Here is a 26138-nt window from a genome sequence, read left to right as displayed (position 1 = left end):
CCGTTGTCGTCGCAGGGGTGTTATCGATCATTGGATGCGAGTCGGGAGGATCATCTTCCCAGCCGAAGCCGGCGCACGAAGCCCCACAGGGTCCGGCAACGGGGGTTGCCGCGAGCCATGCAGACACGAGAGATTCCGAAACTGCGGCAGGGCCCGAGGAAGCGGTCGTGTATGAAGGGCTGGTAGCCGGAAAAAGTACGATCTTGGGCACGAATAAGATCAAATACCGAGTTCTGATCCTTCGTGAGGTCAATGAACAGACGGCAGTGAACGGCAGGCAGCGCGATCTGGAGCGGCTGGCGGTAGCTTCAAATGGAGCGTGGTATGAGGTAAGCCGGGAGCAGTTTGATCTCATCCGGCGCGGTCAGCGCGTAAAGGCGGTATCGACGAACGAGCAGCTGGATATGCGTCCCCCCGTTCGCCTGGCACAAACCGTGGATATTGTACAGGAACCGGAAGGACGGTTCCATTTTAATTTTCTGGATGATGTCATAACGGGTACGGTGCGTTCACTGGACGTCAATGCAAGGCGGATCGAGCTGGACGTTTCGGCTTGGGTGAACCGGGATAAGAAGGGTGCTATTGATGACATCGGGCACGTGATAGGGATGAGCATTGATGAGGAGACAGAGCTTCTTGACGAGCAGGAGAGAAAGCTGGAGCTGTCCTCCATCAAGACTGGAGATAAACTGAATGTTGTGCCGGCGGGAGGAAGCTACCGGTATGACCGAGATGGCAGCCAACAGCCTTTACGGGCAGATAAGATCACAAGGCTGGAGCAGGCTAGGAAGGAAAAGCTCAGGAGGTTGATTGCCCAAGGGCCGGGCGGAATCCATACGGTTCTGATGGATCAAGCGGGAAGTGACGCAAGCCAGCAATGGGATGAGCTTGCGGCACAAGTGCCTGGAGCTTTATTTGGCGGTTATTCCGCCATCGAATACCGTGAGGGAGATGCTGTCGATTATAAGCTGGAGCTCGGGCTGGATAGATTGCCGGCCTATCTCGTGTTCGACCGTGATGACCTGCTCTTTCGTACCGAATCGGTGAAGGAGCTGCAGCGCTGGTTCAATCTGAGAGCTTCCGAGCAGCGCTGAAGCATAGAGTCGCGTAACCAAACCGTAAATGGAACCCGTAACCCGTAATCGTAACCTCTAACCGTAGCCTGTAACTGTAATCCGCTAACCGCAAACCGTAAACCGTCCGTAAACCCAACCGTATCATAACCAAGGCCTGCAAAGCGCGGCTCTCCATGTGGGGGGACTCCGCTTTGCAGGCCTTATTGACGGTTAAATCGATTATTTGTTAACTCTGAACTTTCTTCAAATAAAAGATCGCAATCTGCGTCCGGTCGCGCAGACTCAGCTTCCCCAAAATATCGGTCACGTAATTCTTGACGGTGCCCTCGCTAAGGAAGAGCCGGCCGGCAATTTCTTTGTTGGACAGGCCATCAGCAATGAGGGTGACGATGTTGCACTCCGCCGGCGTCAGACCGAACGCCTCCAGCTTGGCCGGCGTCTGCGGATCGGGCTGCGCGGCAGGGCGGAGCATGCCGGTCAGCTTGCGGGCGATATCGGGATGAATCAGCATATTGCCGTCATGGACGGTTTTGATGCCCTGGATGATCCGGTCCGGCGGGATGTTCTTGAGCAGATAGCCGCTTGCCCCATTCCGCAAAGCCTCCGCAATATAATCCTCATCATCGAACGTGGTCAGCATCAGCACCCGGATGTCGGGATATTTCTCCCTAATGCGCAAGGTACCTTCCACGCCGTCACATACCGGCATGCGGATGTCCATCAGCACGACGTCGGCCGCAAGCCCGCCTTCCAGCAAGTCGAGCGCTTCCCCGCCGTGAGCCGCCGCCCCGGTTATTTCGATATCCGGATCCATCCCCACGAGCAGCTTCAAGCTCTCCCGAATGAACGGGTCATCATCGACAATCAGTACGGAAATCATGGTAAGCACTACCTTTTCTTTTAATTGGACGCTTGTTCCTTCAGCGATCGATTTATACGATCTCACGCTTTCGGTAAACCGGCAGCCGGGTGATCACGGTAAACGGAGCGCTTTGCTGCACCGTAAGCGTTCCGCCAACGACCTTGGTCCGCTCCAGCATGCCGCTGAAGCCGATGCCCTGCTTGCCTTGGCCCGGGTCCGGCCCATCGGCCGGCTCCGGCACTTTGCCGTTGTTGCTGACCTCCATGCGAACCTCATCTTCCCCATAGTGCAGAAAAATTCGGACATGCGTGGCGCCTCCGTGACGGAGGGCATTCGTGATCGCCTCGCGGGCGTTCTTATATAATACCACCTGCTGGCTCGGATAGAGCGGATAGGGCATTCCTTGCAGCTCAAGGTCGGTTTCGATGCCGGTTTCCTTTCCGGTCTCCGCAAGGAGCCGGTCCAGGGAATAATCATCGGCCATGCGCCGGTGCGGGCTCATCTGCTTAACGGCCGAACGCAGCTGCTCCATGCTGTCGCCCAGCTGGTCCCGGATCTGGTGCAGCAGCTCCATGCCGCGAGCGGAATCGCGGGGGACGGTATGGACGGCCGCCTCCATCATCATTTTGATGCGGATCAGCCGGTGGCCGATATCGTCATGCAGCTGGCGGGAGATCCGGTTCCGTTCCTCGGCTTGCGCCGCCCGTTCCACCTGGTGCGCGAATTGCAGCAGCTGTCTGCCCGCTTCATCCTGCTGGAAATGCAGCCGCTTGAGCTCATCGTACAGCTTGATGTGATCGGCTTGTTTTTCAAACAGTTGATGGATTTGGCCGAAAGCCGCCGCGAAGAACAAAAATACCAAATTGGCCGTTGTCGTCAAGAGCGGATCCCAGCCGGCAATGGCGATGTTCAGCAGCCCGAGGTGAGCGAACGCAAACCACCACCGCCAGGAACGCTCCAGCAGGGGCAGATAGACGCACATCGTCGACACGGACAAGAACACCATCATAAATCCGTATTGATGGCACAGCCAAAAGGATAACGCGATTTCAACCACCGCAGCCGCCTTGGCCGCGGACGGGGTGGGCAGGAAACGGCTCAGCACCGTCACCGCGAGAAACAGGAGGACGAACACCATATATTCCCCGTAGTCATCCAGCTGCTGAAGGAACATATCAGCCGCGGCCGGAAGGAGAATCAAGCCGTAACGAAGATAAGCGAGAGGAGAAGACATGCGCGATCAGCAACCTTTTTTATAAACTTATAGCTCCCGGTCCATCAGTGGCTTCATTATATCACAGGACATTCGAGCGATAGGAGATGACTTTGGTCACCCCATAAGGTGACTTCTTCTACCTGAAAGAAACGACGAACTTGTATACAATGAATGTCAGAAAGCTGAATTAAGGAAACGGGGATGGTACGTATGGCGGTCTTTCTGGAAATGAAGGATGTCGTGAAACGATATGGTAGCAAGCTGTCGGTGGATCACCTGAATCTCGAGGTGCAAGAGGGGGAAATCTTCGGACTGCTCGGCCCGAACGGGGCTGGCAAAAGCACGTCAATCAGCATGATCTGCGGCCTGCTGCCGAAGGATCAAGGGAGCATCAAGGTCGATGGCATATCGATTGAAGATCAGCCGCTTGAGGTGAAGCGAAGAATCGGATTGGTTCCGCAGGATCTCGCCTTGTACGAGCAAATGTCCGCGATGGACAACGTCGCTTTTTTTGCAAAATTGTACGGACTCCGGGGACAGCAGCTGAAGGAACGGGTGGAGGAGGCATTGACGTTCGTCGGACTGCAGGATCGGGCCAAGGACCGGCCGTCGACCTTTTCCGGCGGGATGAAGCGACGGCTGAACATCGCCTGCTCGATTACCCATCGCCCGAAGCTCATCATCATGGATGAACCGACGGTCGGCATCGATCCGCAGTCGCGCAACCATATCCTTGAATCTGTCCGGACGTTGAATGAGATGGGCTCGACGGTCATTTATACCAGCCATTATATGGAGGAGGTTGCCGCGATCAGCGATCGGGTGGCCATTATGGACCAAGGCCATGTCATCGCCTGCGGTACGCAGCAGGAGCTGCGGGCCCGGGTGGCTCAAGAGGAGCGCATTATCCTCACGGCAGATGGGATCACGGAGGAGCTTATCCAGGAGATGAAGCTTCATCCGCGCGTCGGGCGCGTTACGCAACATGATCATCGGCTCGAGATTTATGTTCCATCGGCGCAAGAGGAGCTGCAGGATATTCTGTTCATTTGCGGCAAGCACGGCACGACGCTCCGATCGCTGCAGTGCGAGGAGCCTGACTTGGAGACGCTGTTTCTCAGCCTGACTGGACGGAAGCTGCGGGACTAAACAGGCCGGAGGTCTCCGGATACATGAAGGGAGAAAACAAACCATGAACACTGCGATTATCGCCTGGTTTGAGCTCAAGCGGATGGCTACGAGCCGGACGGTGCTGATCAATCAATTTTTGCTGCCGCTTATACTGATCTTTATATTAGGTAACGCGCTATCCGGCTGGTTCGGAAACGAAAAGGAATTTGAGCAGCCGCCGGTGAATGTGGGCTTCATATTGCCCGAAGCGCAGGGGGAGCTTCCTGCAAGCATGCAGGAACTCGTGAATGCGCCGGAAATTCAGGATATTGTTATCCAGCACATCCTATCGAATCGCGAGGAGGGTGTAGGAAAGCTCCGCCGGGGAGAGCTGGATTATGCGGTGGTGATCCCGGAAGCGTTCGACGAGCGGATGGGACGGGGAGAAGCGGTGAAGCTGGAGCTGCTTCCCGGCAGAGACCATAATCTGAATCTCGTGGCGGATACCGTCTTTACAACGTTTATGGCGGACGCGAATCATAAACAGGCGGAGGCGATCGTGTTCGGCGGCGTGCAGGCGCTGGCAGTACCAGCATCGGCTTCCGATGGGAAACCAGGCGGAGCTAGCGTGGAGGTTGGACAATTGAGCGAAAAGGGCGGGTCTTATTCTGCCGCTCAATACTATGCGGCTTCCATGCTGGTCATGTTTCTGCTGTATTCAGGCCTGATGGCAAGCAGCAGCCTGCTGGGCGAGCGGGAGAGCCGGACCCTGTACCGGCTGCAAAGTGCACCGGTATCCCCCGGCACGATCTTTGCCGGCAAAATCATTGGATGCAGTCTGATCACGTTTGTGAAAGCTGCTGTCATTGTGCTTGGATCGATGTGGCTTTATGGCGTGAAGTGGGGAGGGCATCCGCTCCTGCTGATCACGGTCTGCGTCCTGCTCACCTTGTCCTCCATGACGATTGCGGCGCTCAATACGTTCGTGTCCCGCACGGCGGCCGGAGCCAGGGGCTTGATGCAGGCTCTTATCATCGCCATGACGTTTGTCAGCGGAGGCTTTATGCCGCTGCCGGTGGAGTTTTTTCAGAAGATCGCAGCCTTTACGGTCAACCACTGGGCGATGCAGAGCATGCTGCGGATGATGCTGGACAGCGAGACCGGCCTCGTCCTCTCCTGCATCGGGATGCTGGCGATCATAACGGCCGTGCTGTCGGCCTTTGCCATGATCACGTACCGAAAGGTGGGATACCATGCCTAGCTTGATTATCGCCTGGAATATGGTGAAACGGACGCTTGGGCGGAGACGGGGCTGGATTGTCTTTGTCCTGGTGCCCTGCGTCGTCGTCACGCTGACGGTGTTTCTGCTGGGCAGGACGACGGCAGCCGGTATCATTGTCTCCTATGTGAATGAGGACGAAGGTCCTGCAGGGCAATACTTGATGGAGCAGCTGGAGCACAGCGGACAATATGTGCTGAAGGAGTCGGCTTCCGAGGATGTGCTGCGCGAGGAGCTGCTTCAGAATAAAAGCACGGTCGGCGTTTATGTTCCCCGAAGCTTCAGCGACGGAATCATGGAAGGGGGATCGCCGAGCGTCAAGGTGTATGAAGTATCAACGTCGGAAGCATCGGTCATGATCCGCATGACCGCCGACTCTACGGTTAAGCGCCTGAACGGATCGGTCTCGGCAACCCGGGAAATGTCTGACTCGGGTGAGGGCCGCATGCAAGCGCTGAGCCGGGTGCTGGAGCAATCCGCCAAGAAGCGGGTGGATACGAAGGTGACGGATCTGAATCTGTACGCCAAGCCGGGCTTGTCGAATGTGACGGGATTTACGCTTATGTTCATGATGACCCTGATCTCGAGCGTCGTGGCGATGATCTTGGACGACCGGAGGCAGCGCACGCTGTCGCGGATGTATACGGCACCGGTCCGGGCATACGAGATCGCGCTCGGCAACTTTCTGGGGAGCCTTGTCGTCGGTTCGCTGCAGGTAATCATCGTGCTTCTGCTCAGCCGGTATGTGCTGCGTTACGAGTACGGCATTCCGTTCATGCTGCACTTTCTCATCCTGATGGCCTTCATGCTGGTGTCGCTGGGGCTTGCCAGCACGATCGCGGGACTCATCCGCAACGATCAAAATGCCGCGATGATCAATTCCATGATCGTCACGCCGAGCTGCATGCTGGGCGGCTGCTTCTGGCCCCTGGCCATCATGCCGGAGTTCATGCAGAAGCTCGCCAACTTTATTCCGCAAAAGTGGGCGATTGAAGCGGTGGAGATCGCCGCGACCGGCGGAACGCTCGCTGATATCAGCCTGCCGCTCGCGGTCCTCGGCTTGATGGCCGTCATTTTGCTCGCCGTCGGCTCTGCCGTTCTGCGGCCAAGCGAGAGCGGGACAGGAACCGCCGCTTAGAGCCGGTTAATTGTAATGATTCGTCTGTCGAGCTTCGTTGACGAGTACCGATCGTGATAGCTAAGAAATTCAAAGGCCAGACCGCAACCTGCGGCCTGGCCTTTGATGATGATGTGAAAGGGAGTGCTTTATCGGCAACTCGCAAGATTTGAATGCCGCGCTCACGTTGAGAGTCGGTGCCTGCTACTGGCGAAGCTGTCGCAGCACGGTGATCTCGACCCGGCGGTTTTTCTGTCGGCCTTCAGGAGTGGTATTGTCCGCGGCCGGTCTTGTATCCGCATATCCTGCATACTGGAAGTCCGCTGGATTCAGCCCTTCCTTTTCTAAGAAGAAGCGAAGCACCGACATGGCGCGTGCGCCGGAAAGCTCCCAATTATCCTTGTAGATGGAGCCGCGTCCGATCGGCACATCGTCCGTATGGCCTTCGATGCTGACGGTGGAATCCAAATTTTTGAACAGGCTCGCCAGCTTGCCGAGCACGGGAGCTGCACCCGGCTTCAATTCCGCCCGGCCGACATCGAACAGGAAGCGGTCGCTTAACGTAATGGCGATTCCTTGGGGCTCGTCCGAGATGAAAATATCGTCCTCGAGCTGGTTATCCTTCACATATTGCTGAATGAGTCCCATGAAGCTCGCCAGCTCCTCTTCCTGGGCGCGGAAGGCGAGCTCACGCTCGCTTAACGGCCCGGCGTCTTCGGCATCATCGGCGCTGTCTTCCTCAGCCTTGGAAGGAGGGTTCTTGTGGTTCTCCGTATCGGCCGTGCCGGTTATGCCGGAGCCCATCTCCAGAATACTGTCCCCGCTCTGAAAGGTGGCCTGCAGCGACTCGGTGACCAATTGATATTTTTCCGGATCCAAACGGCTCATCCCATACATGACGACAAAAAATATCAGCAGCAAAGTAATCAGATCCGCATAGGTGATCATCCAGCGGTCGCGCTGATCGCCGCCAGCCTGCGGACGGGAGCGCCGCCTCCGTCTATTCGGTCCACTCATGGGCGAACCCCCTTGATGCCGGTCCATCTAACCTGCCCGCCGATGCGAAGGAGGCCAGCTTCTTGCGGACGATAAGCGGGTGCTCTCCGTTCTGAATGGCTAGAATGCCTTCCAGCAGGAGCTCCATATTTACAATTTCTTCTTCGGAACGTGCTTTAATCTTCGTTGCAATGGGCAAAAAGATAATATTGGCGCTCGCAACACCGTATAAGGTAGCTGTGAACGCGACGGCAATCGAAGGGCCGAGATTCGTGGGCTCCTGCAAACTGCCGAGCACATGGATCAATCCCATGACGGTTCCGATAATCCCCATTGTGGGCGCGTAGCCTCCGGCAGATTCGAAAATTTTAGCGTAGCCTTCGTGCTTCTGCTCGGCGGCCTGGATTTCAAGCTCAAGGATTTGGCGGACCATTTCGGGATCGGTGCCGTCGACGACCATCTGCATCCCTTCTCTCAGAAAAGGATCGGCATGCTCGTCCGAGACGCGCTCCAAGGCCAGAACGCCGTCTCTTCGCGCAATGACCGACATATCGACCAGCGAATCGATAAGCTCGCCCGGTGAACGGACGCTGCGGCCGAAGGCCAGCCGGAGGGCGGCGGGGATGGTTCGGAGACGGGAGAGCGGGAAGCTGATGAGGACAGCGGCCACGGTTCCGCCGAACACGATCAGCGCTGCCGCGCCCTGCATCAGCCCTCCGATATGTCCGCCTTCCCAGAGGAAGCCTCCGATGAGGGCCGCGAGTCCGGCCAGGATGCCGATAATGATTGTTATATCCATAATGCTGTAATCATCTCCTTTATTTATAGTTGAACCATGATTGAACTCACTAGAAACCGTTTAAGGCAATTTAAAACGGACCGAAAAGCGCACGTTTGCCCGCGCTAAATTTACCGGATCGCGGGCTGCTGAATATTCCATGAAATTGTTTGCATCAAAAAAACGTAAAGGGTATAATGAGACGGGAACAGATATTCTTATTCCTGTTAACCGACACCACTAATTTCCCAATATCTATATCATCGGGAAATTTCGACATATCTTTTAGTATGATTTACATTTTAGAGCATAAGGGTGATGATGGACAATGAGCGATTTAGTTGTCAGTACCAAATCCTTTGAGATTGAGTCCGAGTTCCAGCCGCAAGGCGACCAGCCGGCTGCGATCGAGCAGCTGGTTGAAGGGCTGCGCCAGGGGAAGAAGCACCAGACCCTGCTCGGTGCAACAGGAACCGGCAAGACGTTTACGATCGCGCAGACCATCGCCAGAGTCAACCGGCCGACCCTTGTCATTGCGCATAACAAGACGCTTGCCGCACAGCTGGCGAGCGAATTCAAGGAGTTTTTCCCGAACAATTCGGTTGATTACTTTGTCAGCTACTACGATTACTATCAGCCGGAAGCGTACATCCCTTCTTCAGATACGTATATCGAGAAGGATTCCAGCATCAACGAAGAGATCGACAAGCTTCGTCACTCGGCCACGAGCTCGCTGTTCGAGCGGCGGGATGTCATCATCGTTGCGAGCGTATCGTGCATTTACGGCTTGGGATCGCCGAAGGAATACGGGGAATTGCTGCTCTCGCTCCGGGTAGGCATGGAGAAGCCGCGCAATCAGATTCTGGCGCGGCTTGTTGATATTCAGTACCAGCGCAACGATATCAATTTCGTGCGCGGCACGTTCCGCGTCCGCGGAGACGTCATCGAGATATTTCCTGCCTCGAAGGGCGAGCATGCCGTTCGCGTCGAGCTGTTCGGCGACGAGATCGAGCGAATCACGGAGATTGACGTCCTGACGGGAGAGCTGGTCGGAGAGCGCGAGCATATTGCGATCTTCCCGGCGTCCCACTTCGTAACCCGCGAAGAGACGATGCGGGTTGCACTGATCAATATCGAGCGGGAGCTGGAGGAGCGCCTCGAGCAGCTCCGCTCTGAGGGCAAGCTGCTCGAAGCGCAGCGGCTGGAGCAGCGTACGCGTTATGATATCGAGATGATGAAGGAAGTCGGATTCTGCTCCGGCATCGAGAACTATTCGGGGCCGCTGACGTTCCGGGAGCCGGGGGCAACCCCGTATACGCTGCTCGATTATTTCCCGGACGACATGCTGATCGTGATCGACGAATCGCACGTGACGCTGCCGCAGATCCGGGCCATGTACAACGGCGACCGCGCAAGGAAGACAGTGCTCGTGGAGCACGGGTTCCGCCTGCCGTCGGCGCTCGATAACCGTCCGCTGAAGTTCGAGGAGTTCGAGGAGAAGGTCAACCAGATTATCTATGTATCCGCAACGCCGGGGCCTTATGAGCTCGAGCACTGCGATACGATGGTGGAGCAGATCATCCGGCCGACCGGGCTGCTCGATCCGATCATTGACGTGCGGCCGACGGAAGGTCAGATCGACGATCTGATCGGCGAGATCCGGGAACGGGTTGACCGTGACGAACGTGTGCTGATTACGACGCTTACGAAGAAGATGGCGGAAGATTTGACCGATTACCTCAAGGAGATTGGCATCAAGGTCCGCTACATGCACTCCGATATTAAGACGCTAGAGCGGATGCAGATCCTGCGCGACCTGCGCTTGGGGACGTTCCACGTATTGGTCGGAATTAACCTGCTCCGGGAAGGCCTTGACCTGCCGGAGGTGTCCCTGGTAGCGATTCTGGACGCGGATAAGGAAGGCTTCCTCCGCTCCGACCGGTCCCTGATCCAGACGATCGGCCGCGCTGCCCGGAACTCGGACGGCAAGGTCATCATGTACGGAGACAAGATCACCGATTCGATGGATCGGGCGATCAAGGAGACGGAGCGCCGCCGCAGCATTCAGGTTGCCTACAACGAGAAGCACGGCATTACGCCGCAGACGATCCGCAAGAAGGTGCGGGACGTCATTGAAGCGACGAAGGTGGCCGAGGGCAAGGCGGACTATTTGGCCGGCGACAAGCAGAAGATGTCGAAGAAGGAGCGTCAAAGCCTGATTCAGCGTCTGGAAGCCGAAATGAAGGAAGCCGCGAAGAATCTCCAGTTCGAGCGTGCCGCAGAGCTTCGTGATGCGCTGCTGGAGCTTCAAGCCGAGTAAGGAGCTTATCTTATCGGAGCTCCGCATTAGGCGAGTCATGCCCGGCAATTAGCTTCCCGCGGGCATTATGCTGGATTTTGGATTTGGATAACAAGGAGGACGGCCCGGGCGGTCGTTCTTCTTGGTTCATATATACAGGCTTATATTTTTATGCACGGAGTAGGAGATGATATCGTTTGGCAAGTGAGAATATTGTGATAAAAGGCGCCCGCGCACACAATTTGAAGAATATCGACATCACGATCCCGCGCGACAAGTTTGTTGTGCTGACCGGACTTAGCGGCTCGGGCAAATCCTCCCTCGCGTTTGACACCATTTATGCCGAGGGGCAGCGCCGGTATGTAGAGTCGCTCTCCGCATATGCCCGGCAGTTCCTCGGGCAGATGGAGAAGCCGGATGTGGATTCGATCGACGGTCTGTCCCCGGCCATCTCGATCGACCAGAAGACGACCAGCCGCAACCCGCGTTCGACCGTAGGTACGGTCACCGAAATTTATGATTATCTGCGGCTTCTGTTTGCCCGGATCGGGCATCCCCACTGTCCGGAGCACGGCGTGGAGATAACGTCCCAGACGGTAGAGCAGATGGTGGACCGCATTATGCAGTACCCGGAGAAGACAAGGCTGCAAATTTTGGCCCCGGTCGTTTCCGGACGAAAAGGCGAGCATAAGAACCTGTTCACGGACATTGCGAAGCAGGGCTTCGTCCGCGTGCGGGTCGACGGCGAGCTTCGCGACCTGTCCGAGAGCATCGAGCTCGAGAAGAACAAGAAGCATACCATCGAGGTTGTCGTTGACCGCATCGTCGTTAAAGAGGATATCGAGGCGCGCCTGGCAGACTCCATCGAGACCGCGCTTAACCTGTCCGGCGGGCAGCTGCTGGTCGATATTATCGGCCAGGAGGAGCTGCGGTTCAGCTCGAACTTTGCCTGCCCGATCTGCGGATTCAGCATGGAAGAGCTGACGCCGAGAATGTTCTCCTTTAATACCCCGTTCGGCGCGTGTCCGGATTGCGACGGCTTGGGCGTGGAGATGATCGTTGATCCCGAGCTGCTGGTGCCGGACACGAGCAAGAGCATCGAGGAAGGGGCATTTTTGGCCTGGAGCGGCGGCACATCGACGTATTACCCGCAATTCCTGAAATCGGTATGCCAGCATTACGGCATTCCGCAGGATGTGCCTGTGAGCGAATTAAGCCAGGAGCAGATGAATAAGCTGCTGTACGGAACGGGCAACGAGAAGGTGCACTTCCGTTATGAGAATGATTTCGGACAGCGAAAGGAAGCGTACGTCACCTTCGAGGGCATCATCCCGAACCTGGAGCGCCGTTATCGCGATACGAATTCCGAGGGCATTCGCGAATATATCGAAGGCTACATGAGCAGCAAGCCATGCGATGTATGTAAAGGGCACCGCCTCCGCAAGGAGAGCTTGGCCGTTACGATCAATGACCGTAACATGGCTTATGTCACCAGCCTGTCGATCGGAGAGTCGCTGAAGTTTTTCGAATCGCTGGATTTGACCGAGAAAGAGCGGCAGATCGCGAATCTGATCCTGAAGGAAATTCACAGCCGGCTGGGCTTCCTCGTCAATGTGGGTCTGGATTATTTGACCCTCAGCCGTTCGGCAGGGACCCTCTCCGGCGGCGAAGCGCAGCGGATCCGGCTCGCCACGCAGATCGGCTCGAGCTTGATGGGCGTACTCTATATTTTGGACGAGCCCAGCATCGGTCTTCACCAGCGCGATAATGACCGCCTGATTGCCACGCTGGAGCATATGCGGGATCTAGGGAACACGCTCATCGTCGTTGAGCATGACGAGGATACGATGATGGCTGCCGATTATATCATCGATATCGGTCCGGGTGCAGGCATTCATGGCGGGCAGGTTATTGCCCAAGGAACGCCGAAGGAAATTATGGAGGACCCGAATTCTCTGACAGGCCAATACTTGAGCGGCCGCAAGTTCATCCCGGTTAATCTGGAACGCCGGAAGCCGGATGGACGCTGGCTCGAAATCAAGGGAGCGAAGGAGAACAACCTCAAGAACATCAACGTTAAGTTTCCGATTGGCGTCTTTACGGCGGTAACCGGCGTGTCCGGTTCAGGGAAATCGACCTTGGTGAACGAGATTCTGTACAAGACGCTTGCTCGGGATTTGAACAAAGCGAAAGTACGCCCGGGTCAGTATCGTGAGATCAAGGGACTTGAGCATGTCGAGAAAGTGATCGATATCGACCAGTCGCCGATCGGTCGTACGCCGCGCTCGAACCCGGCCACCTATACCGGCGTGTTCGACGATATTCGGGATATCTTCGCCCAGACGAATGAAGCGAAGATACGCGGATACAAGAAAGGCCGCTTCAGCTTCAACGTCAAGGGCGGCCGCTGTGAGGCCTGCCGCGGCGACGGCATCATCAAGATCGAGATGCACTTCCTGCCGGATATTTATGTGCCATGCGAAGTATGCAAGGGTAAACGGTATAACCGGGAGACGCTTGAGGTTAAGTATAAAGGCAAAAATATATCGGAAGTGCTGGAGATGACGGTGGAGAATGCCACCGAGTTCTTCCAGAACATTCCGAAGATCCACCGAAAGATGCAGACGCTGATGGATGTCGGTCTCGGGTATATTACGCTCGGGCAGCCGGCCACGACGCTCTCCGGCGGGGAGGCACAGCGCGTGAAGCTGGCTTCGGAGCTGTATCGCCGGAGTACGGGCAAGACGATGTATATTCTGGATGAGCCGACCACGGGCTTGCATGTGGACGATATCGACCGCCTGCTTACCGTGCTTCACCGGTTAGTCGATTCCGGCGAATCGGTGCTGGTCATTGAGCATAACCTGGATGTCATTAAGACGGCGGATTATATCATTGACCTTGGTCCGGAAGGCGGAAGCGGCGGCGGCACCATCATCGCTACCGGAACGCCGGAGGACATCGTGAAGGTGCCTCAGTCTTACACAGGCAAATATCTGAAGCCGGTATTGGAACGTGACACGAAGCGGACGGCGGAGCTGAATAAGGTAGAGGCTGCCCGTTAAGGAGCTGCCGCTTCTTGAATCCTTGCCGAGCGCCCGATGAATGGATCATCGGGCGCTCTTTTTATTAGGATGCGGAATGGATTCAGAATCCGAACGTTGGCCTGAAGCTAAACGAATAAATGACCGGCATAAGCGGTCATCCTAAGGATGGCAGCTTATGCTGATTTTACCTTCAGGATAGGGCCATTCCTGTTCCAGGATATAACAATGATCGAAGAACAATCCGCCATTGTAGCGGCCTTTGTGTTATGTTACCAAGCCCCAAGAATATGATTATTTTCACGCCAAAAACGAAGTGACTGGTTAAATATGAGAAATTTCTATGACTTTTTTTCATTTTGTGGTCACTGGGACTTGCATCTTGGCGGACTCACGGATAACATAGAAGAAGATATGCAAATTTGCCCGAGAAAGAAACTCACGAGGAGGTACGTCTCATGTTCCTTGCAGCTGTATCGGATGCAACTGCCAAGTTCAAGTATTTCGATATCTTTATGATCCTGTTCACCATTCTCATTTTTGTTGGTGTGGTTCGCTTGTTGATGGCCCGCCAAAAAAATAAATTCGCAATCGCTTTCGGTATCGTCAGCTTGCTCGTGTTCCTGTACTCGGACTACGCGATGGTTACCGGTTGGTTCAAATAGTTAAACCGCGTACGGACGATCGTAATGAATGGTCATGACGAAGGGATAATACATACAAACAAGACGCCGCCTGCATGGAGCAGGGAGAGCGTCTTTTTGTGTTCTGATCGGCTGATATACCGGGCAATGTTTAGAAACTAGATTGAGGGTCCGTGGACGGCTGACGTTTTGCGAGTTGATGCGGGAACAGGAGGGGATGCAACACTACAATCGTATTGGCAGAAATTATTACGCACCTGTCTTGCATTCCGTTCAATAGTGCACATGATATAGGTCTTAAAGTCATGGTTGCATATGGAAAAATATGATAAATTATAGGAGTGACCGTGAAACGGGATCGAGGATGGGACCGGGGAGGAACAGGTGAACAAATGAAGAGACGCGGATACAAAGTATCAACGGCGCTGCTGCTGAGCACTGCGCTCATGCTAGGAAGCCATGGGGCCATTCTGGAAGGGGAGGCTGCAGCGACAGAAAGTTTTATAGTCAAGAGTACATACGAGCCAGAAACGGTACCAAGCGTGATTAGCCGATTATCGCCGTCGGTAGTGGGCATTATCGGTAAAGTGGCCCAGGGAACACCGGGCGAAGTGGATGATCGATATAATCTGGCGCACGGAACGGGCGTCATCTGGAAAGCGGACGGCTGGATCGTAACGAACGCCCATGTAGTGGACGGGCTAAGCGGCATTACCGTCGTTACGTCCGACGGCAAGTCCTATAAGGCAAAGGCTGTTTTTAGCGATCCGAAGAGTGATATCGCACTCGTCAAAATCAACGCCAAGTCCCTCAAGCCAGCCGTGTTCGCGGTAACCGCCCAGGAGGCAGTGGTTGGTGAGACGGTCGTTGCAATCGGTACGCCGATCTCGTTCTCGCTTCGGAACTCCGCCTCGGTCGGGGTGGTCAGCGGGCTGAACCGGAGCGTTGACGGCTCCTACCGATTGATTCAGACGGATACCGCAATCAATCCGGGAAATAGCGGAGGACCGCTTGTCAATTTAAAGGGCGAGGTCATTGGCATCAATAGCAAGAAATTCGCCGCTGTCGGCATCGAAAACATGGGCTTCTCCATTCCGGCGGAAACCGTCCGGTATGTTGTCGATCATCTGCTGAAGTACGGCGAGGTTCGGAGAGCCACGCTTGGGCTGGAGCTGGAGGAAAGCTGGTCCGCCATTGTCGGGCTGCCTTCGGATGACCCGCTGACGGTTACCAAGGTGCTGTCCGCCGAGGCCAAGAAGGCTGGAATAGCGGAGGGAGACGTGCTGTATGGCATCAATGGAAAGCGTGTCTACTCCGTGGTGGATATTAATGAGCGGCTGAAGTCCTACACGCCGGGACAGCAGGTTCGCCTGCTGATGCAGCGGGACGGGGATATTGTAAACGTCAGCCTGAAGCTCAGCCGGGACGGCGCTTCCGCTGTATCGACTGACGATGAGGGAGGCGAAAGCGCATGATCAAGGGAGAGAGAACCGGAATATCGCGCGGGCTGAGAAAGATGGCTGTCGGAGCTTTGTCATCGGCGGTACTGCTGGCAGCATTATCGATTCCGGCATGGGGCGATGCGGCATCGGAGAAGCGGGTGCTGACGATTCAGAGCGGCAGCAGCAAGGCTTCAGTCAACGGCAATGCGTACGAAATCGCGAAGCCGGTTGTGAAGCAAGGCGTGCTGATGGTGCCGCTAAGCGTGTTCAAGAAAGCGTTTGGCACCGAGATTCGGCTTGAAGGAGAGAATCGGGTTCGGCTGCTGCAGGGGCCCCACACGGTCGTGCTTGTGATCGATAACAAGACGGCCTGGATCGACGGCAAGAAGGTGCAGCTGCCGGCTGCCCCGACGATGGTCTCGGGAACGCTCATGGTACCGCTGCGGAATGTGGCCTCAGGGATCGGCGCTAAGGTAACCTCGGCTCAAGGAAAGCTGTCGATCAGCCTGACCGTTACCGATAAGGAAGAGAAGCGCGATGAGGATGCGATCAACACAAGCAACGGCAAGACCCGAATCGGCAACAGCTATTACGGCTGGAGCATCAATTACCCGTCCTGGATGATGGTCGGGCGAGGCTCGGATGATGAGAGCGGGACTGCATTCAATGACACCGCGGGCCGCTATTACCTGGAGGTGCATGTAACCCCGCAAGAGGTGGAGCTGGACACGGATGATCTCCTCGAACAGCTGGTGAAGGAGGTCGAGGCATCCGGCGACATCGTGCTGCACGAGGAGAAGGTCGAAGCCGGAGCGCTGCCATATGCCCGCATTGTGTCCCGCGACGTGGACGGCGTGCTGTGGGAAAGCCGGCAGTATTATGACAACAAAAAGTTGTACGAGCTGTATTTTGCGGATGCGGAGGCGGTCCACTATCGTGATATGGATAAGCATGCAGGGCTGCTCGGTTCGTTCCGTACCTCGTATAACGGATCGGATAAGTCGCTTAAAGATATCTCGACGGTCGTGAACGGGCTGCGCGAGGCCGGCAATGCAGAATACGGCATCCGCCTGATGGTGCCGGCCGGCTGGCAGATCGACAATCGGGAGATGCTGTACGGGGCCGAGAAACAGGGATACTTGTCCGTATCGGTCACATCGGCGCCGGCCGGAGCGAACGGCACGCTGGCAGCCTGGGCGCAGCGGCTTCAGGATTGGTTCGCGGAGTCGTTCGTGAAGGATGCGTACCAGATTATTGGCGTAACGCCTGTCGAAATTTCAGGGGTCCGGGGACAGGTTCAGGAAGTGCGGTATACGTACGGCGACAAGTGGATCACGGAGTATGAAGTGATGGTTCAGAAGAACGGCTACCGCTACTATTTGGAATATGCGGTGCCGGAAGGGCAGGAAGCCACGGCCGCGAGTTGGAAGAAGGTGCTGGAATCGGTGGAAATCGATTATGAGGCGGTGCCGGAGAACTTCGGACGAATCGGTGAAGAAGGCTTCCTCACGGACAAAACGCGGATGAGCGCGAAGAGCTCCCGGACATATCGCTATCATATTGATATTCCAAAGTATTGGGAGCCGGTGCGCGACCAGTTCGAGCAGGAGAATATCGAATATGCATTTGCCGGAGGCCGGTTCGAGCTTGCGGTCCAGCAGGACACAACCGAGGAATACGTGGTTAGCCAGCTGAAGCGTTACTACAATGAAGCCGCATCTGTGCCGGGCGCATCGCTTAAGCTGCTGGGGATCGAGCAGACGAAGGTTGCCGGTGTTCCGGCGGTGTCCTTCAATGTGCATCAGGTCAAAAATGGCATTGAATATACGACCCGGGAGCTGGTATTCGAGAATGGCGGCATCACCTATACGATCATCACCACGCTGAATGATGCCAATGCAACCGAAGCCCAGCAGGCTGCGCTCGACCGGACGCTGTCCTCCTTTGAGTTCGTTAAGTAATGTCCACGCAGGGCTATGGCGCTGGAGTGCCGGGATAATGAGTTAACCTTATGAGGTTCCAAGATGATGAGGAGTTGGATGGAATTAAGGGCGATCTCGGCCCGGGCCGAATCGCCGTCCCCAAGAGCACCATTTGGTGCAGGGACGGCGATTTTTTTTGTACAGGAACAGCGTTTTTTTTTTTGCTATGGAGCTTGTGTTGGGTGAACCGGGAGGATGAGGGGGAGAAAGGGAATGGATTCGGAAATAATCCAATCGAACCGATCGAAGCCATCAAAACGGAATGCGTTCTAAGTGAAAGATGCCTGGGCGCCTGCTGGCAATAGCGATTACGACTGCCGTTACGACAGTTCCTGCCGACTGCCCGCTGTGATACAATAACACCGACTTGCTAGGCACGAATACCGGGTAGAGGAATGAGGGGATCGCATGAACAAAACGATCGGTCTGTTCGCCCATGTGGATGCAGGCAAAACCACGCTGGCGGAGCAGCTTCTATATCTAACACATACCATTCAGGAGCGCGGACGGGTGGATCACCGGAACGCTTATATGGATAACCACGATATTGAAAAAGAGCGGGGCATTACGGTTTTTGCGGATCAGGCGATCATGCCGTTTCAAGGCTCGACCTATTATCTGATCGACACGCCCGGCCATGTCGACTTCTCGCCGGAAATGGAGCGGGCCATTCAAGTCATGGATGCGGCCGTCGTGGTGATCAGTTCTGTGGAAGGCGTGGAAGGCCATACGGAGACGGTATGGCAGCTGCTGCGCAAGTATGAGGTGCCGACCTTCTTTTTCCTGAATAAAATCGATCGGACGGGTGCAGATCCCGAAAGGGTGCTCGAAGAGATCAGGCGGGAGCTTACTGAAGATGTCTGTTTGATTTCCGAGGGAGACAAGCTGCATGAAGGCGGGATGTCGCCCTCTCTGGCAGAGGCCGTTGCCGAGCGGGACGAGAGACTCCTGGAGCAGTATATCGACCAAGGGTTCGATGCGGGCACATGGCTGAGTGCAATGAGAAAGATGATTCACGATGGACGAATCTTCCCGTGCTTTAGCGGCTCGGCTCTGCAAAATATCGGCGTGTCCCACTTTCTGCTCCAGCTGGACAGCCTCCTTCATACCGATTATGACAGGGAGGCGGAGTTCTCCGGCCGGGTGTACAAAATCCGCCATGACGATCAGGGAACCAGGCTGACCTATATAAAAGCTTTGAGCGGCAAGCTGCGTGTACGGGATGAAGTTACCTATCACGGCGGCCCTGCCGGCATGCGGGAGAAGATCACCGGAATTCGCCTGGTTCACGGCAAGAAATTTACCATGGTCGATGAGGTCAGCGCCGGGGACTTGTTCGTGGTGACCGGGCTGTCATCGGCATCGGCCGGGGACGGCTTGGGGGCGCTTGGCGGCAGAACGGTCTATGAGCTCGTGCCTACGCTGAAATCGAAGGTACAGTTCGATTCCTCGGTCCATCCGAAGGACATGCTGCGGATCTTCCGGCTGCTGGATGCTGAGGATCCCTCCCTGTCCGTCCAGTGGGATGAGGCTTCCCAGGGCATCCATCTCCATGTCATGGGGACCATTCAGCTGGAGGTGCTGCAGCGGATCGTGGACGAACGGTTCGGACACCGGATCGGATTCGCCGAGCCGGAGATATTATATAAAGAAACGATCGCCCATCCGAGCATCGGCAGCGGGCATTTCGAGCCGCTCAAGCATTATGCGGAGGTTCATCTGAAGCTGGAGCCGGGAGAGCAGAACAGCGGCATCGTGTTTGCGAACGCATGCCATCCCGACATGCTGCCGGTGAACTACCAGCATCTCGTTGCCCAGCACATCGGCGAGCGGGAGCATCATGGACTGCTCACGGGCTCTCCGCTGACCGACATGAAGATCACGCTGTTAAAAGGACGGGCGCATAACAAGCATACCCATGGCGGGGATTTTCGCGAAGCGACCTTCCGCGCGCTCAGACAAGGGCTGGAGAAAACGACGAGTTTGCTGCTGGAGCCGTACTATCAGTTCAAAATCAAAGTGGAGCTCGAGCACATCGGCCGGCTGCTGTCGGATCTGACACAGGCCAAGGCGACGTTCGAGCCGCCGGACACGACGGGAGACAAAGTGACGGTCACTGGCACCGCCCCGGTCTCTACCCTGATGAATTATGCGATGGAATTGGCGGCCTATACGAAGGGGAGGGGAGCGATCACCCTGACCTACGGCGGTTATGACCGCTGCTATAATGAAGAAGAGGTGATCCGCCGAATCGGGTACGACAAAAATGCCGACCCCGAGTACACCTCATCCTCCATCTTCTGCGCGAAGGGAGCGGGCTATGCGGTACCGTGGGATGAGGCGGACAAGCTTATGCATGTGTAAGAGTGGAAGTGGCCGAGCATTAGCATGTGGAAATCACGGAATGGGTCATTGTAAAAAGAAAGGAGCGGGGCGCATGAAAGACTCCTCGCTCCTTCTCTGTATAATAAAGTTTCCACCTTAGGAAGATGCGGATGTTTTGTTCTTGGCGGGCAGGGGAGACTGTCCAGAATTGCGCATCGTCCAGTACGTGATCACCGTCGTAATCAGCATCAATATGCCGGTCATCATGAATACGGAATGAATGTTGAAGATGCCGCTGACCAGACCGCCGAAGAGCGGACCGGCCATGCCGCCAATTTGGTTTGCCGTCTGGCTCAGGCTGAACGCCCGGCCCCTGAACTCGCTTGGCGTGTTGCGGACAACCAGGCCGTTAAGCGCCGGGAATACGGCACAGAAGAAGGCCCCATAGACAAAGCGGATGGCGGAGAACGCCCAAATATTGCTGAACAGCATCTGTGCCAGAGACCCGATGCCGCTGGCAAGGAGACCGATCAGCAGCACTTTGTGAAAGCCGATTTTGTCGGCCAGGCGCCCCCAGCGTGCGGCAAACAGAATGCTGGCAATACCCACGATCGAAAAGACGAAGCCGGCAATCATGGAGGTATGGCTCGACGAGCCGCCGATCTGCGCGATATACAGCGGCAGCACGGGCTCAATCGTCATGACGGAAAACTGCGTCAGCAGGGTGAGCGCCAGCACGGTCAGCAGCGCTTTGTTATGACCGGCGACTTTAAATGTATTCATTACCGACACCCGCTCCTTGCTCGGCACGAATTTCTCTTCCTTGACCCAGAAAATGACGAGCAGCGTAGCGATAAAGCAGAGCCCCCCGGCTAGTCCGAACGCCATCCGGTTGCTAAAGAGGGAGGCGAGGGTACCGCCGATCATCGGTCCCATAATGCCGCCGGTCGCGGTTGCCGTCGACATCATGGAGAGCGCGTAGCCGACTTTTTTCTCAGGGGTATTCGTGCCGACAATGGCAATGGCCCCCGGGATAAACCCGGACAGCAGCCCCTGAAGCAGGCGCAGGATCAGCACCTGATACTCGTTCGTGACGAACGCCATCAGCACATAGATGACGAAGAGCACCAAGCCCGCCCGAATAATCATCGGTTTACGGCCGTATTTATCGCCGACCGCTCCCCAGAACGGTGAGGAGAGCGCGCCGGCAAAAAAAGCCGAGCTGAACAGCAGGCCCGACCACATTTCCGTATGCTTGGTAACGCCGAGCTCAATCAGAAACAGCGGGAGAAAGGGAATGACCATCGAGAAGCTTGATGAAACGATAAAAGAACCGAACCATAGAATCCATAAATTTTTCTTCCAACTTTCCATGTCTTCTTCATCTCCTGATGTGCATGATTCGTTCATCTTCCTCTGCGGATGCTGAATCCCCCCCTGTCTCCTATGCAAAATGCGGTATGTATGAAAAAGCTCTGGAACTCCTGATAAAAAAAGATTAAAGAAAATGGCAATCGAATTTGCCCCGAACAAGACCCGTACAGCAAAACGCCCCCCAAATTTGGTAAACTGGAATCATCCCAAGCATCCAGGTACCTTCCTCAGCGACAGGCGTCTAATAATTTCATCCTACACCACATGATATGGAATGGGAAGGGCGCCGAGCACGGCGCTTCCGGTCGCAGGGCGTGAGGGATTACGGGCGGGAAGCCGCAGGGCTGGCGCAATTATCGCCCTTTGGATGGAGCGAAAATGGGCAGGAAATGATAGCGAAAATTTTTTTCATAAGGAGATCGACATGCGAGAAACCTTAAAGGATTTATATACAGCGGAATTGCTGCAAGCGGTGGCGGGACGAATCGGAGAGGTATATAACGAGTTCAATGAAGGCCGGTTTCTGGGGCTGATTCATAATGAAGCCTGGGAGCAAGAGGAGTTCAAGCAGCGCGTCCGCCATATTACGGTGGCGCTAACTGAAGTGCTGCCTGGTTCTTATCCGGAGGCGGTTACGATATTGACGCAGGCTGCTCCGTTTTTCCGGGGCGTGGAGTATATTTTCTTCCCGGATTACGTGGAGTTGAACGGGATGGATCAGTGGGATACGTCGATGGAGGCTTTGGCTGTATTCACGCATTATTCGACTGCCGAATTTGCGGTGCGCACTTTCATCATCCGGGACCAGGAGCGAATGCTGGCGCAGATGGCGACGTGGGCGGAGTCGGATGACGAGCATCTGCGGCGGCTTGCGAGCGAAGGCATCAGACCCCGTCTGCCGTGGGCTTCCCAGCTGCCAAGCCTGATCCGCGACCCGCGGCCGGCGCTGCCGATCCTGGAGCGGCTTAAAGAGGATCCGTCGCTGTATGTCAGAAAAAGCGTGGCGAACCATCTGAACGATATATCGAAGGATCACCCGGAGCTGGTGCTGGAGCTGGCCACGAATTGGTACGGCAAGCATCCGCTGACGGACTGGATCGTCCGGCATGCTCTCAGGAGCTTGCTGCGCAAGGGGGATATCCGGGCGCTTGCGATTTTTGGCTATCAGGAGCTTGAGGAGCTGGAGGGCATCGAAGTTCGCGAGCTCAAAATCAAACGCCCGTTGATCGCAGTAGGGGAGGAGCTGGAATTCAGCTTTCAGGTTGTGAACGATACGGGAAGTCCAGTATCCCTGCGGATCGATTATGAGATCGATTATATGAAGGCGAGCGGCAAGCTGGCTCCCAAGCGCTACAAATGCTCGGACAAGCGGTATGCGCCGGGAAGCTGGACGGTGGAGAAGAAGCAGTCGTTTAAGCTGATTTCCACGCGGCGATTCTATTCCGGTGACCATCGGCTTCATATTATCGTTAACGGCAAGCGGCTGGCGAGTATGGATTTTGTCCTGGAGGGGGCAGAGTAAGGGAAAGTCGCGTGCGGATTCTGGCAACACTATTAAAACGGTGGAAATCAAGCAAGCAGGTAGAAGCAAGGCCCGACTTCTGGTACACTAGATAAGTTGAAAAGCTTTCAATGCTTTTACAATAGATCGTATAACGAATCGTCGTATATTCTATGAAAATGAACGGTGTTTGATGAGGGGCAGAATGCAGGGAAGAGACAGGAGACCGTCTTGATTAACTGCTTTCGCCTTTTCGTAGAGCACAAGAAGAAAGTATATATAGCATGCCGGCCTGGCGCCGGTTGATGGAGGATATCGATGGACATAAAAGCGTTGCGAAGAGAAGACGTGGAGCTGCTGGCGCCGGCAGGCGATTGGGATTGCATGCGCGCGGCCGTGGCGAACGGCGCGGATGCGATCTTTTTCGGCGTCGAGAAGTTTAACGCCCGGGCGCGGGCGAACAATTTCCGGATGGACGAGCTGCCGGAGATTATGGCGTTCCTGCACAGCTACGGGGTAAAGGGGTTCCTGACCTTTAATATTCTGGTGTTTGAGAACGAGCTGGAGGATGCCAAGGAGCTGATCGATGCGTGCGTGGACGCTGGCGTGGACGCGGTGATCGTGCAGGATTTGGGGCTCGTGAAGCTGATCCGCGAAATCTCGCCGGATTTCCCGATACATGGTTCGACCCAGATGACGATTACGTCGCCGGAGGCGGTCGAGTTCACGAAGCCGTTCAATATGGAGCGGGTCGTGCTGGGACGGGAGAACAATCTGAAGCAAATTCAAAAAATTGGCGAGCAAGCGAAGCTGCCGATGGAAGTGTTCGTGCATGGCGCGCTGTGCGTGTCGTACTCGGGACAGTGCCTGACCTCCGAAATGTGGGGCGGCCGTTCGGCCAACCGCGGCGAGTGCGCGCAGGCATGCCGCCTGCCGTATGATCTGATCGTGGACGGGGAGCAGAAGCCGATGGGCGATGTGGCATACCTGCTGTCTCCGAAGGATCTGGCGGCGATTGACCTGATGCCGGAGCTGATTGAAGCGGGCGTGACCTCCTTCAAGATTGAGGGCCGTCTGAAGAGCCCTGAATATGTGGCGAACGTCGTGAGCAAGTACCGGAAAGCCATTGACCGTTATTTCGACGGCGAGGATGCGCGTCCGAGCAAGGAAGAGGTCCGCGAGCTGCAGCAGAGCTTCTCGCGCGGCTTCACGCATGGTTTCCTGGAAGGCACGAATAATAAAAAGCTGGTTGAGGGCACATTCCCGAAAAGCCGCGGCGTGTATCTCGGCCGGGTGGAGCAGATCCTGCGCGACGGCGTCGTCTGCAAGCTGGAAGCGCCGCTGAAGCGCGGCGACGGCATCGTATTCGATGCAGGCGACCCGACGAAGAAGGAAGAAGGCGGACGCGTCTATGACGTGCGCCGTAAAGGCGTCAAGCTGGAGGGCGAGGCGCAGGAGGGCTGGATCATCGATATCGTGCCGGGCCGCAGCGATGTGGATCTGCGCAAGGTCCACGTCGGCGACCGGATCTGGAAGACGAGCGATCCGGCGCTGGACAAGCGCCTCCGCCAGACGTTCGAGACGGACAAGCCGTACCGGGTGTTCCCGGTGCATGTGCGGGTGAGCGGACGTCCGGGACAGCCGCTGTCGACCTGGTGGACCGATGTGCAGAAGGGCACGACGGTCCAGGTGGATTCCGAGCTGGAGCTGGAAGTCGCCCAGAAGCGGCCCCTGAATCGGGAGATTCTCGAGGAGCAGCTGGGCCGCCTGGGCGGAACGGTGTTCCAGCTCGAGGAGCTGGACGTCGACCTGTACGGCGACGTCATTGTGCCGATTCGCGAGCTGAACAGCATCCGCCGCCGTGCGGTGGAACAGCTTGCGGGCGAGCGGCCGAAGCCGCCCGTGTACGTGAAGCGGGCGGTGGAGGTTTATGGCGATGCAGCTTCGCCTGCAGCGCCGGTGGCGCGCGGGGAAGCGCAGCTGACCGCGCTGTGCCGCAGCCTGCCGCAGGTGCAGGCTGCGCTCGAAGCCGGCGTCGAGATGATCTACGCCGACTTCGAGTTCATCAAGCAGTTCCCGGCAGCGGTGGAAGCCGTCCGGGCAGCCGGCAAGCAGATTGCGCTGGCTACGCCGCGCATCCACATGCCGGGCGAGAACGGCTACCATAACAACATCCTGCGCCTCCAGCCGGACGCCGTGCTGGTGCGCAACACCGGGGCGCTGTATTTCTACCTGCGCCACCGGATGGAGAACCCGGGGGCGAAGCATCCCCGGCTGATCGGCGACTTCTCCCTGAACATTGCCAACCACAAAACGGTTGACCTGTTCACCGAAGTCGGCTGCGACGTCGTCACGCCTTCCTATGACCTGAACATCCAGCAGATGGTGGATCTTCTCCGCAAGGCGGACACGTCGAAGCTGGAGATCGTCATTCATCAGCATCTGCCGATGTTCCATACCGAGCACTGCGTGTACTGTACCTTCCTTAGCGAAGGCACGGATTACACGAACTGCGGACGTCCGTGCGAGGCGCATCGGGCATCGCTGCAGGACCGGATCGGCATGTCCCATCCGGTGCGCGTGGACGAAGGCTGCCGCAACACGGTATACAACGCCATTGAGCAGTCCGGTGCGGAATACCTCTCGAACTTCATGGAGCTCGGCGTGCCGCGCTACCGGGTGGAATTCCTGGAAGAAACGCCGGAGCAGGTTCATCAGGTCATCGATCTGTACAACCGTGCTCTTCGCGGAGAGATCAGCGGAACCCAGGTGTGGAAAACGCTGAAGGCGACCAACCAGCTCGGCGTAACGCGGGGGCAGCTGGTGAAATAAAGGAAGCTTGTAAGGGTGTGTAAGTAGCTAGCGAGTGAGCGATCCCCTGAACGATAAGAGGACGCGCAGCGTTTGCAGCATAGCGATCCCATAAAGGAAATAAAGCGCGAGGACGCACAACGTTCGAACCAAGCGATCCCAAGCGTGTGAATAAGAAGGAGTGATGCCGGTGCGGGCATCACTCCTTTTTTTAGCGTCCAGATTGTCGTCTGAAGGCAGCAGCTTCATCCAGAGGTCCTTTCACCAGGGACACCCCTCTTT

17 protein-coding genes are annotated in these 26138 nt (G+C 56.2%); 12 read left to right on the top strand and 5 right to left on the bottom strand.

Translation table 11 applies throughout. From position 1 onward, the window contains the following. The first annotated feature begins 17 nt into the window (after positions 1-17). A complete protein-coding gene (locus NST08_RS26890) occupies positions 18-1094 on the top strand; it encodes a hypothetical protein (protein WP_157462176.1) in 1077 nt (358 codons plus the stop codon). Between the two features lie 208 nt (positions 1095-1302). Here the strand turns inward: NST08_RS26890 and NST08_RS26885 are convergent, their stop codons facing one another. Both NST08_RS26885 and NST08_RS26880 read right to left on the bottom strand, forming a co-directional pair. Then, entirely contained in the window at positions 1303-1956 is a 654-nt protein-coding gene (locus NST08_RS26885; RefSeq protein ID WP_341342487.1) for a response regulator transcription factor, read from the bottom strand. A gap of 52 nt (positions 1957-2008) precedes the next feature. Next, on the bottom strand, positions 2009-3172 hold the full coding sequence (locus NST08_RS26880; RefSeq protein WP_007132266.1) for a sensor histidine kinase: 1164 nt from the start codon (positions 3170-3172) through the stop codon (positions 2009-2011). A 183-nt stretch (positions 3173-3355) separates the two neighbouring features. Between NST08_RS26880 and NST08_RS26875 the strand changes: the two genes are divergently transcribed. The 3 genes from NST08_RS26875 to NST08_RS26865 are packed head-to-tail and all read left to right on the top strand — an operon-like array spanning position 3356 to position 6681. Continuing rightward, positions 3356-4303, top strand: coding sequence for an ABC transporter ATP-binding protein (locus tag NST08_RS26875; protein WP_007132265.1), 948 nt, complete (start codon positions 3356-3358; stop codon positions 4301-4303). Between the two features lie 43 nt (positions 4304-4346). Beyond that, positions 4347-5525, top strand: a complete 1179-nt coding sequence (locus NST08_RS26870) for an ABC transporter permease (protein WP_341342486.1) — start codon at positions 4347-4349, stop codon at positions 5523-5525. After that, complete coding sequence (locus NST08_RS26865; RefSeq protein WP_341342485.1) at positions 5518-6681, top strand: ABC transporter permease; 1164 nt, start codon at positions 5518-5520, stop codon at positions 6679-6681. The genes NST08_RS26870 and NST08_RS26865 overlap by 8 nt, the downstream gene beginning before the upstream one ends. A 183-nt stretch (positions 6682-6864) precedes the next feature. On the opposite strand, the gene NST08_RS26860 is transcribed toward NST08_RS26865, so the two are convergent. Together NST08_RS26860 and NST08_RS26855 are read right to left on the bottom strand one after the other, a co-directional pair. Next, on the bottom strand, positions 6865-7677 hold the full coding sequence (locus tag NST08_RS26860; RefSeq protein ID WP_341342484.1) for a flagellar motor protein MotB: 813 nt from the start codon (positions 7675-7677) through the stop codon (positions 6865-6867). Further along, entirely contained in the window at positions 7661-8455 is a 795-nt protein-coding gene (locus NST08_RS26855; RefSeq protein ID WP_144868663.1) for a flagellar motor protein, read from the bottom strand. Before NST08_RS26855 ends, NST08_RS26860 begins: the two co-directional genes overlap by 17 nt. Positions 8456-8762: 307 nt before the next feature. Here NST08_RS26855 and uvrB point away from each other — a divergent pair, with 307 nt between their 5' ends. The 6 genes from uvrB (at position 8763) to NST08_RS26825 (ending at position 20209) form a co-directional block, all read left to right on the top strand. Next, positions 8763-10754: an excinuclease ABC subunit UvrB gene (gene uvrB, locus NST08_RS26850; RefSeq protein WP_007132260.1), complete on the top strand. Its 1992-nt coding sequence runs from the start codon at positions 8763-8765 to the stop codon at positions 10752-10754. 176 nt (positions 10755-10930) lie between these two features. Continuing rightward, positions 10931-13798: an excinuclease ABC subunit UvrA gene (gene uvrA, locus NST08_RS26845; protein WP_007132259.1), complete on the top strand. Its 2868-nt coding sequence runs from the start codon at positions 10931-10933 to the stop codon at positions 13796-13798. 437 nt (positions 13799-14235) lie between these two features. Beyond that, on the top strand, positions 14236-14442 hold the full coding sequence (locus NST08_RS26840) for a hypothetical protein (RefSeq protein WP_007132258.1): 207 nt from the start codon (positions 14236-14238) through the stop codon (positions 14440-14442). Positions 14443-14867: 425 nt separating this feature from the next. Then, entirely contained in the window at positions 14868-15896 is a 1029-nt protein-coding gene (locus tag NST08_RS26835) for a S1C family serine protease (protein ID WP_373872053.1), read from the top strand. Further along, the gene (locus NST08_RS26830; RefSeq protein ID WP_341342483.1) at positions 15893-17824 is read left to right on the top strand and encodes a copper amine oxidase N-terminal domain-containing protein; all 1932 of its coding nucleotides are present in this window, start codon (positions 15893-15895) and stop codon (positions 17822-17824) included. The genes NST08_RS26835 and NST08_RS26830 overlap by 4 nt, the downstream gene beginning before the upstream one ends. A 429-nt stretch (positions 17825-18253) precedes the next feature. Further along, complete coding sequence (locus tag NST08_RS26825; RefSeq protein WP_341342482.1) at positions 18254-20209, top strand: translation factor GTPase family protein; 1956 nt, start codon at positions 18254-18256, stop codon at positions 20207-20209. 117 nt (positions 20210-20326) lie between these two features. Here the strand turns inward: NST08_RS26825 and NST08_RS26820 are convergent, their stop codons facing one another. Beyond that, positions 20327-21544, bottom strand: coding sequence for an MFS transporter (locus NST08_RS26820; protein WP_007132254.1), 1218 nt, complete (start codon positions 21542-21544; stop codon positions 20327-20329). 424 nt (positions 21545-21968) lie between these two features. Between NST08_RS26820 and NST08_RS26815 the strand changes: the two genes are divergently transcribed. Continuing rightward, positions 21969-23066, top strand: coding sequence for a DNA alkylation repair protein (locus tag NST08_RS26815; RefSeq protein WP_341342481.1), 1098 nt, complete (start codon positions 21969-21971; stop codon positions 23064-23066). Positions 23067-23363: 297 nt separating this feature from the next. Beyond that, the gene (locus tag NST08_RS26810) at positions 23364-25877 is read left to right on the top strand and encodes a DUF3656 domain-containing U32 family peptidase (RefSeq protein WP_144868672.1); all 2514 of its coding nucleotides are present in this window, start codon (positions 23364-23366) and stop codon (positions 25875-25877) included. The last annotated feature ends 261 nt before the right edge of the window (positions 25878-26138 follow it).

The sequence above is a fragment of the Paenibacillus sp. FSL K6-1566 genome (assembly GCF_038050475.1).
Taxonomy (GTDB): Bacteria; Bacillota; Bacilli; order Paenibacillales; family Paenibacillaceae; genus Paenibacillus_AQ; species Paenibacillus_AQ lactis.
This window is presented reverse-complemented; position numbering and strand designations above follow the sequence as displayed.